Origin of the sequence: Sutterella seckii, assembly GCF_009183815.1 — a bacterium.
GTDB classification, from domain to species: domain Bacteria; phylum Pseudomonadota; class Gammaproteobacteria; order Burkholderiales; family Burkholderiaceae_F; genus Sutterella; species Sutterella seckii.
In genome coordinates, this window is sequence record NZ_WEHX01000151.1 from 1 (window position 1) to 3173 (window position 3173).

Genomic DNA, 3173 nt, shown 5'->3' on the forward strand with positions numbered 1-3173 from the left:
GATGCCGGCATGGCTGCAGCAGCTTGAGATGGAATCACTCGGCAAGTGCGTTCTTGCCGACGGATCCGAGAGGGTTCGGACGAGAACGGGTCAGGGCATTTGGGGCAGCAACGGCAACTGTGGTCAACACAGCTTCTACCAATGGCTGCGCGAAGGGACCTGGTGCACGAGCATTGATCTCGTGAAAGTGACCGACGCCGGGCACTCGCATGAAAAGATGGCGCGAGTCCTCAACGCCAATGCGGATGCACAAGCCGAAGCATTAATAACCAGAGAAACGGAAGAGTTTTACAACAGTCTCATGGTTATCGCGTTAAAAGATTTGTCTCCCGAAATGCTCGGCTCCTTTATGTCATTGTACGAGCACAAAACGGCACTCTTCGGGTGGTTGCTGAAGATAAATCCGTTCGATCAGCCCGGTGTAGAGTTCGCCAAGAAATTGGCCCGAACGCTCGAAGGCTGAGGAAATTGAAAGGGCAGCCAAACGCTGCCCTTTCACTTAATCATTAGTTATTGCCGTACAAATCACGTGTAAAGACCTTATCTTTAACGGCTTCAAGACAGTCGTTCCAACGATTGGTAACGATAACGTCAGAGTTCTTGCAGAATTCTTCAAAGTCTGTAATAACCTCTGCCGTAAAAAATTTATCTTCCTTGTAAGTCGGCTCGAACAGATAAATCTTCACGCCATTTTCGGACAAACGACGCATGATTCCCTGAATAGCAGATGCTCGGAAGTTATCGGAGCCACTCTTCATGATCAGACGATAAACACCAACAGCCTTCGGCTTTCGGGCAAGAATCAATTTCGTGATGTAGTCTTTACGGGTGCGGTTCGCTTCAACGACAGCACGAATCATATTTTCCGGTACATCTTTGAAGTTCGCTAGCAGTTGCTTTGTATCCTTAGGCAAACAGTAGCCGCCGTACCCAAACGATGGATTGCAGTAAAAGTGGCCGATGCGAGGATCGAGAGTAACACCGTTGATGATGGAAGCACTATCGAGGCCCTTTGCAAGAGCGTAGCTGTCGAGTTCGTTGAAGAAAGCAACGCGGGTAGCCAAGTATGTATTCGAGAACAATTTAATGGCTTCGGCTTCGGTCGAATCGGTCAACAAAACAGGGATATCTTCCTTGATTGCGGAGTCAGCAAGCATTTGAGCAAGCTTTTCCGCTCTGTCTGACTTTTCGCCGACGACGATACGCGAGGGATACAAATTATCGTAGAGTGCTTTACCTTCGCGAAGGAATTCAGGAACAAAGATTAAATTTTCATAACCTTCTTCCTTTTTCTTCTGGGTATACCCAACAGGGATAGTAGACTTGATCACGATCAGCGTATTGGGATTGAGCTTCGTTACAGCTTCAATCACCGAATCAACCGAAGAAGTGTTAAAGAAATTTGTTTTGGTGTCGTAGTCCGTGGGTGTGGCAATGAAAACGTAGTCAGCACCTTCAACAGCCTTGGCAAGATCAGTTGTTGCAACGAGATTAAGCTCCTTCGTAGAAAGATATTCTTGAATTTCGTTATCTACAATCGGACTGATTTTCTGATTAATTTTGTTGACCTTATCTTCGATAATGTCTACAGCCTTTACTTCATGGTGTTGCGCCAGAAGAACCGCGTTAGAAAGGCCAACATAACCAGTACCTACCACTGCGATTTTCATTTTTTCTCCTTAGTTAGGTCGAAAAAGCTTTTGAAAAATACTCCAAACAACTTTAGTCGCAGAAAGTTGATCTTGTCCGAAGACCAACCTTCTTTGAGAAGTTTAAAATCGATTTTACTATATATTAGCAGAAAGAGCTTAACTTGATTCTTAAAATTTCTCAAATCAGCAAGATGGTGATTCGAGAAATTAATGAAATTTTTAACCATCAAGTAATGAAGATGGCTTAGTTTGTGTTTTCTTGAAATTTTAAGAATCAATAAAATAGCAGAAAGTTTTTCTTCTACCAAATTTTTATCCCATTCAACCTCCTTGTGAAATTTTCTGTATGCATAAACATAATCTTTGATAACATAAAAAGATCCACACTTTATCATTGCTTTTACAAAGAAAACAGGATCTTGCATTCGCCTGAATGCTGGAAATTGAATTTGATTCTTTCGTAAGAAATTTGAGCGATAAATAAAACGATAAAAACCCCCGTCGTGTTGGTAGTTTTCGTATTTTATAAAACCATCTTCAGTAAAATATTGACCTGGAAATTTATAATTAATTTCGTTTGTCAATTGATTAACTATAAATAAAGAACCTCCAACTATGTCTAATTTCTTTTTTTCTGCAATTTCAACGAGTTTTTTTAAACTATTTTTGTTTGGATAAAAATCGTCCCCGTCTAAAAAAGTAATGTATTTGCCTTTAGCTAATTTGATACCTTCATTCCGTAAAATCCCAGAACCATGTTTTTCTTTCTTTGCAAAAATTCTAATTCTTGGATCACGTGGAATACGACTTAAGGTTTCATCAGTTGAACAATCATCTAAGATAATAATCTCTAAATTCGTTAGCGTTTGTGAGATAACACTTTGAATACAATTCTCAATAAATTGGTCACAGTTGTATACAGGAATGACAACCGAAACCGAAATTTCACTCATGTTTAGTATGAAAACAAAATGTAAACCGTGCATGAAGAAGCAGATAGCGAGTAGGACACAAACAAAACCTACTCGCTATTCGCTTCTAACTTTTAGAACTAGTGTTCAAGTTTCCAGCATTTTAGCTAATTTCTTAGCGAATTCCACGCCGGGCTGGTCGAAAGGATTTATCTTCAACAGCCGCCCGAAGAGTGCCGTTTTGTGCTCGTACAATGACATAAAGGAGCCAAGTATTTCGGGAGACAAATCTTTTAACGCGATAACCATGAGACTGTTGTAAAACTCTTCCGTTTCTCTGGTTATCAATGCTTCGGCCTGTGCATCTGCATTGGCGTTGAGGACTCGCGCCATCTTTTCATGCGAATGTCCGACGTCGGCCACTTTCACGAGATCGATGCTCGTGCACCAGGTCCCTTCGCGCAGCCATTGGTAGAAGCTGTGCTGACCACAGTTGCCGTTGCTGCCCCAAATGCCCTGACCCGTTCTCGTCCGAACTCTCTCGGATCCGTCGGCAAGAACGCACTTGCCGAGTGATTCCATTTCAAGCTGCTGCAGCCATGCCGGCATA

4 protein-coding genes are annotated in these 3173 nt (G+C 42.2%); 1 reads left to right on the forward strand and 3 read right to left on the reverse strand.

The window, feature by feature from the left end; all coding sequences use genetic code 11:
- On the forward strand, positions 1-463 hold a 463-nt coding region (locus tag GBM95_RS11385; RefSeq protein ID WP_193222691.1), incomplete at its 5' end, for a glucose-6-phosphate isomerase.
- Between the two features lie 43 nt (positions 464-506).
- Here the strand turns inward: GBM95_RS11385 and GBM95_RS11390 are convergent.
- The 3 genes from GBM95_RS11390 to GBM95_RS11400 all read right to left on the reverse strand — a co-directional run.
- Positions 507-1670 (reverse strand): nucleotide sugar dehydrogenase, encoded by a 1164-nt coding sequence (locus GBM95_RS11390; protein ID WP_152159204.1) that lies wholly within the window; start codon positions 1668-1670, stop codon positions 507-509.
- A complete protein-coding gene (locus GBM95_RS11395; protein WP_193222692.1) occupies positions 1667-2605 on the reverse strand; it encodes a glycosyltransferase family 2 protein in 939 nt (312 codons plus the stop codon). The genes GBM95_RS11390 and GBM95_RS11395 overlap by 4 nt, the downstream gene beginning before the upstream one ends.
- A 105-nt stretch (positions 2606-2710) precedes the next feature.
- Positions 2711-3173 (reverse strand): glucose-6-phosphate isomerase (locus GBM95_RS11400; RefSeq protein WP_193222693.1); only part of this gene is annotated, 463 nt, incomplete at its 5' end.